General features: G+C 64.2%; 4 protein-coding genes. 1 reads left to right on the forward strand and 3 read right to left on the reverse strand.

What is annotated here, in order from left to right; translation table 11 throughout:
- Nucleotides 1-340: 340 nt before the first annotated feature.
- Nucleotides 341-994: an HNH endonuclease family protein gene (locus tag AC1Q6C_RS33205; RefSeq protein ID WP_492667112.1), complete on the forward strand. Its 654-nt coding sequence runs from the start codon at nt 341-343 to the stop codon at nt 992-994.
- Here the strand turns inward: AC1Q6C_RS33205 and AC1Q6C_RS33210 are convergent.
- Genes AC1Q6C_RS33210 through AC1Q6C_RS33220 form a run of 3 tightly spaced genes read right to left on the reverse strand, consistent with a single transcriptional unit; the run spans nt 891 to nt 4,635 of the window.
- Nucleotides 891-1,289 (reverse strand): DUF6262 family protein, encoded by a 399-nt coding sequence (locus tag AC1Q6C_RS33210; protein ID WP_058038010.1) that lies wholly within the window; start codon nt 1,287-1,289, stop codon nt 891-893. The two genes, AC1Q6C_RS33205 and AC1Q6C_RS33210, sit on opposite strands and share 104 nt — an antisense overlap.
- Nucleotides 1,290-1,307: 18 nt before the next feature.
- Nucleotides 1,308-3,467: a tyrosine-type recombinase/integrase gene (locus AC1Q6C_RS33215; protein ID WP_492667111.1), complete on the reverse strand. Its 2,160-nt coding sequence runs from the start codon at nt 3,465-3,467 to the stop codon at nt 1,308-1,310.
- Nucleotides 3,460-4,635, reverse strand: coding sequence for a tyrosine-type recombinase/integrase (locus AC1Q6C_RS33220; protein ID WP_058037612.1), 1,176 nt, complete (start codon nt 4,633-4,635; stop codon nt 3,460-3,462). Before AC1Q6C_RS33220 ends, AC1Q6C_RS33215 begins: the two co-directional genes overlap by 8 nt.
- Between the last annotated feature and the right edge of the window lie 194 nt (nt 4,636-4,829).

Consider the following 4,829-nt stretch of genomic DNA (forward strand, 5'->3'; position numbering starts at 1 on the left):
ACGTGTTATCAGCAGCTTTGTCAAGGAGTCTTCCTCTTTCTGCTGGTCATTATGTCGATGTCATGCCGCTGATGGCTGTGGTGGCAGTGCGATGGGCCAGAGCGTGAGCGGCGTCGCGGCGGTGGCTGCGGCGTTCGTTGTCGCTGTTTCTGGTTGCTCGGCCCTTCCTGCTGATGGCGGGACGGTATTCGCCGCTCCGGTGTCGGAGACCGCTGCGCCTGGTGCGCAGGTTGAAGAGGCACTGTCCGCGTTGGAGCAGCTTGCGGTGAAGGGTCGTGCGCCGAAGACGGGGTATGCGCGCAGCGAGTTCGGTGCCGCGTGGACTGATACGAACACCGCTATGTGGGGCGGGAACTCGCTGAGCACTCGCGAGGACATACTCTCCCGTGACCTTATGGACGTCACGTGCAAGGGCCGCTCAGGTGTGGCCGCGCCGCCGTGCGTGGTGCAGTCGGGAGTCCTTCACGATCCGTATACCGGGACCACGGTGAATTTCGTTCGCGGGGAGACGACTTCGCCACTCGTCCCGATCGAGCATGTCGTCGCTCTTGGTGATTCGTGGCAGAAGGGCGCGCAGCAGTTGTCTGCCGCCGAACGTGTCGACCTGGCGAATGATCCGCTCAATCTCATCGCTACCACGCAGGCTCCGAACTCGGCGAAGAGTGACTCCGATGCCGCCTCGTGGCTTCCTCCGAACAAGGCGTTCCGATGTGCTTATGTGGCCCGTCAGGTCGCGGTCAAACTCCGGTATCGGTTGTGGGTGACCCAGGCGGAGAAAGACGCGATTGCCGCTGTCCTGTCGACGTGTCCCGGCCTGGCGCTTCCCTCCAATGCCGAGGCGGCGGGTCGTGTTTCGTGGACGAGCAGCGAAACCGATTACCCTCAGGGCGCTAGCGGGAGTCGGCGAGTCGTCGCCGCAGCGCGAGGTTCTCGCCGTGGGCGACCGCGAGCGCCTTGCGCAGCTCGCCGAGCTCTTCGGCGTGCCGGCGTTTGAGTTCCTTGAGCTGCGAGGACAGTGCTCTGACCGCGGACGGTGCAGACTGCTGTCCGGGTTCGGTCATCTGTTCCGGAGTTGTTCGGTGGTGCGGGCGCCTGGTGCGGAGGTCGTTGATCTTCGTGCGCAGGTCGGGCTGGTTGTAGAGGAAGTCGGTGGAGACCGTGGCGCGGCGAGCGACGGCCGCGAAGGTGACCGGCTCGCCTGCATTGCTGAGTGCCAGCAGAGCCGCTTCCGCGCGCGCTCTGGTCTCGGTGTGGCGTTGTCGCGCTGCGGCGGTGAGGTGTTCGGGCACGGGCTTGTTCTCCTTGCTCTAGATGGTGGTTCCGGGGCCGCGAACGGCCTTGTCGGCGGCGGAAACATCGTTGATCGAGAGCAGGATCCGGTTGAGCGAGTCGACCTCGATCCGGCGGCCTTGCAGCCAGATGTTCGTCTCGTCCATCGGGGCGCCGTACTTCGCGGTGAACACTGCTTGCCGGTGTTCGATCAGGGTTTCCGTGTCGGTGAGCTGGGTCCGCAACTGCGGGGCGTGAGTGGAGTCGGTGACGAACTTCGAGCAGGACAGGCAGGCGTTTCCCTTATCGCACAATTGTTTCGGTGGGAGCGTGCACCAACCGTTGGGCAGAATGCGGTCAGCTCGCTTGTCGAGCTGGATCAGATCGTAGAGGTCGGAGCTGTCGATCGAGGCGGTGCGGCCGTCGCGGGTGACTTTCTTGTATCGGAGGAATTCCTCCTCCATAGTCTGCGCAGAGGTCACGGCGTAGTGCAAGGTCATGTCCGGGGAGACATGACCGAAGTAGCGCATCACGACGTGAAGCGGCACTCCAGCGTTGATCAGGTTGGTCGCGGCGGTGTGCCGGAAGCGGTGTGTCTTGGAGACCGCGACCTGACGGCCGACGGAGTCTCTGATGTTGAGCAGTCTGGTGAGCCTGCTGAACCGCAGATGCATTGTCGGAAGCGGGTAAGGCTTGTCGCCCAGTCGGTTTCGGCTCGCGCAGAGGAACAGGTATTTCGGCGTTACGTCAGAGTTTCCGAAGTGCGCCATCATGTCTCGGGCGTGCTTTTGCTGGGCTCGGATGATCGTGACGATCTCCTCGTCCACGGGGATCGTGGGTGCGACGTTCGATTCGATCTTCGTCTGTTGATACCGCATCCGGGCGACGAAGCCCGCGCTGTCAGGATCACCGTATGTGCGATTGTGCAGGATCGGTTCGAGCGGGTCGAAGTCCATCATCAGCACCTCGTTGGCGCGACGTCCGGTGCGCAGCAGAAGCATCAGGATGTGGAAGGCTTGCAGGTCGCCGAGCCCGCCCTCCTTCACAGGCTGTGCGAGCAGGCCGCTGCCCTCGGCGATCTGCTGCATGACATCCTCTTCGAGGACCATGTCGTGTGCCTTGACGTTGGCCAAGCGGGGCTTGTCCTCGGGGCGGAACAGCACGCAGTGCTCGGGTCGCAGAGTGGCCCAGGCGCTGATGCCGAGTTCGGTGGCGGCTTCATCCCGGTGGTCATACATGAACTGGTAGAACTGCTCGATCGCGGTCATGATCTGGCGGCGTGGGTTCGTCGCCAGCGCCTTGCCCGCGCGTACCCCGGACTCGATGCGGTGTGCGAGGAGCAGGTCGCAGAAGCCGCGGATGAAGTCCCGCAGGCGGTGTGGGTCCGTTGTCAGGCACGGGCCCTGATCGGCGGTGGTGTCGATGTAGCGTTGCAGCCATTTCAGGGCGTCCAGGCGCGATTTGACCGTGCTCCACGAGTACCGCTCCGTGGTCAGGCCCGCCGAAAGCCAGTACTTCGCTCCTTCACGCAACCACAGGCTGGTCAGGTTGGTGAAGTGCATTGTCGTGCGACCTTGCGGTTCGTGGTCGCGTTGGGGCACCCTCGGGTCGAGGCTGGGATTCCAGACGTTCAGCTCCCACCACGGGCCGCGGTGATAGGCGTACCCGAGCACGGCGGCCATGTGCCCGAGGCGGTAGGTGCCGCCTTTGAACGCAGATTCGCCGATCTTCGCACCGCGCATCTGTGCTTTCCGTGCGGATCGCACCCACTCGTCAGGCGAACGGTGCAGCAGCGATTGCGCCGACCGGCACTCGTCGTCGTGATTCATCGCGGCGCGCAGCAGGATGAAGGCGGCATTCGTCTCGATGACGCGGACGAAGTGACCCAGCTCGATGCGCCGGTGGATGATCCAGGCGATCTCCCAGGTCATCGGCTCCGGCAAACCGCGGAAGTTCAGGTAGCAGGAGGTCCAGCTCCCGCCGACGTTGACTTCGCGGATCGCCGGTCGGTAGTGCGCCGGCATCGTCTTCTTGTCGAAGTGATCGCTGCGGCATTCTTCGGGCAGAGAGTCCCAGAGCCTGCGGGCGATGGTGAGGTCGAACATGTCCGCTAGTGCCAACCCCGGGTCGATCTGGTGCAGTCTCTTGGGGCTGCGCGACCATGACGTGATGGCGGGATCGGTTGCTGGGCTAGACATTCGGGTACTCCCATCCGGCGACGTATTCGCGCCAATTCGCTACCGAGGCCAGCTCGGCGTCCTCGGTGACGTGGCCGTAGATGTTCATCGTGGTCTGCACGCTCGCGTGTCCGAGGCGGCGGCTGACGGTGTGGACGGGACTCCCCGCCAGCAACAGCGCGGTGGCGTGGGTGTGCCGAAACCAGTGCGGTGTCATCAGGTTCGGGAGGGCGGTGTCGTGATGCTTCATCGAGCGCAGGTGCGCATAGACCGACTCGGTACGCAGGGGCGCGAACAGCGGGTTCCGCATCACGTTGCAGAAGATGTAGCTGCTGTCCCAATCATCGAGGGCGACATCGGCGCCTCGGTCGCACAGCCACCACACGTAGTCGGCGTAGAGCCGGTCGAGCCGCGACCCGATGTGGACCTCGCGTTCCCCGGACTTGGCGGACAGGCCGTACGGGTGTGGCCTGCTCACGATCGCGACCCGGGCGCTCTTGCCGCCGATCCCGGTGTTCCAGTCGCGGTGCTCCAACGAGAGGGCTTCGCCGATCCGCATGCCCGATTCCGCCAGGACTGCCCACAGGAACCGATATCGCAGGTCACCTCTCCACTCCTCGAGTGTTGGGTCGTAGGTGGCCTCGGCGCCTTGGAGGGCGTCGATCGTGGTCGGCGCCAGAACCGGGATGGCCTTGCGGGCGGCGCGGATTCGGATGGCGGCGCGCTTCTGTGGCGCTCGCCTGGCCACGTGCTCGAGGAACGAGAGGTAGCGGCCGGATCGGACGTGGGCTTGCTTCCACAGGAACGGCGCAGCGTCTGTTCCGCTGTCGGCTTGGTAGCGGTAGAAACTCATCACTGCGCGCATGCGGAGATTCACCGTGCTGTCGCTGAGCGTCGGTCGGGGGCGGAGTTCGCGGATCGGCGAGTCCTGCTCGCCGTAGCGCAGGGCCGAGATGAAGTCGCCGAAGTCGTGCAGCTTCACCGCATCCCACGACGTGCCGGTCACTTCCAGGAACGACCACCACTGGGCCAGGCTCTGTGCGTAGGCGCGGGTGGTGTTCGGCCGGAAGTCGATTTGCCGCCCGTACTCGAGGTAGGCCTCGACCGGCTCAACGAGACCGAACGATCTGTCGATCACCGTCCAGGTCGTTGTACCGTCGTTGAGAGTGACACGTTGCGCTGTAGCCATCAGCCCGCTCCCGTTCGTCTGAAGTCGAAGCTACGCCCGGCGCTGCCTAATTCGAGGCACCCGAACGGCGCGTGTCGGCGGTGTCATCGGCGTACCTCGCTGCCTGCAGATAACACCGTCGCCCACATATCCCGAATCCGTGGAAGGAAGCCCAGGATGATGTCAACGGCACTACCTACTAGCTACGGATTACA

Source organism: Rhodococcus sp. MT28 (assembly GCF_058792695.1).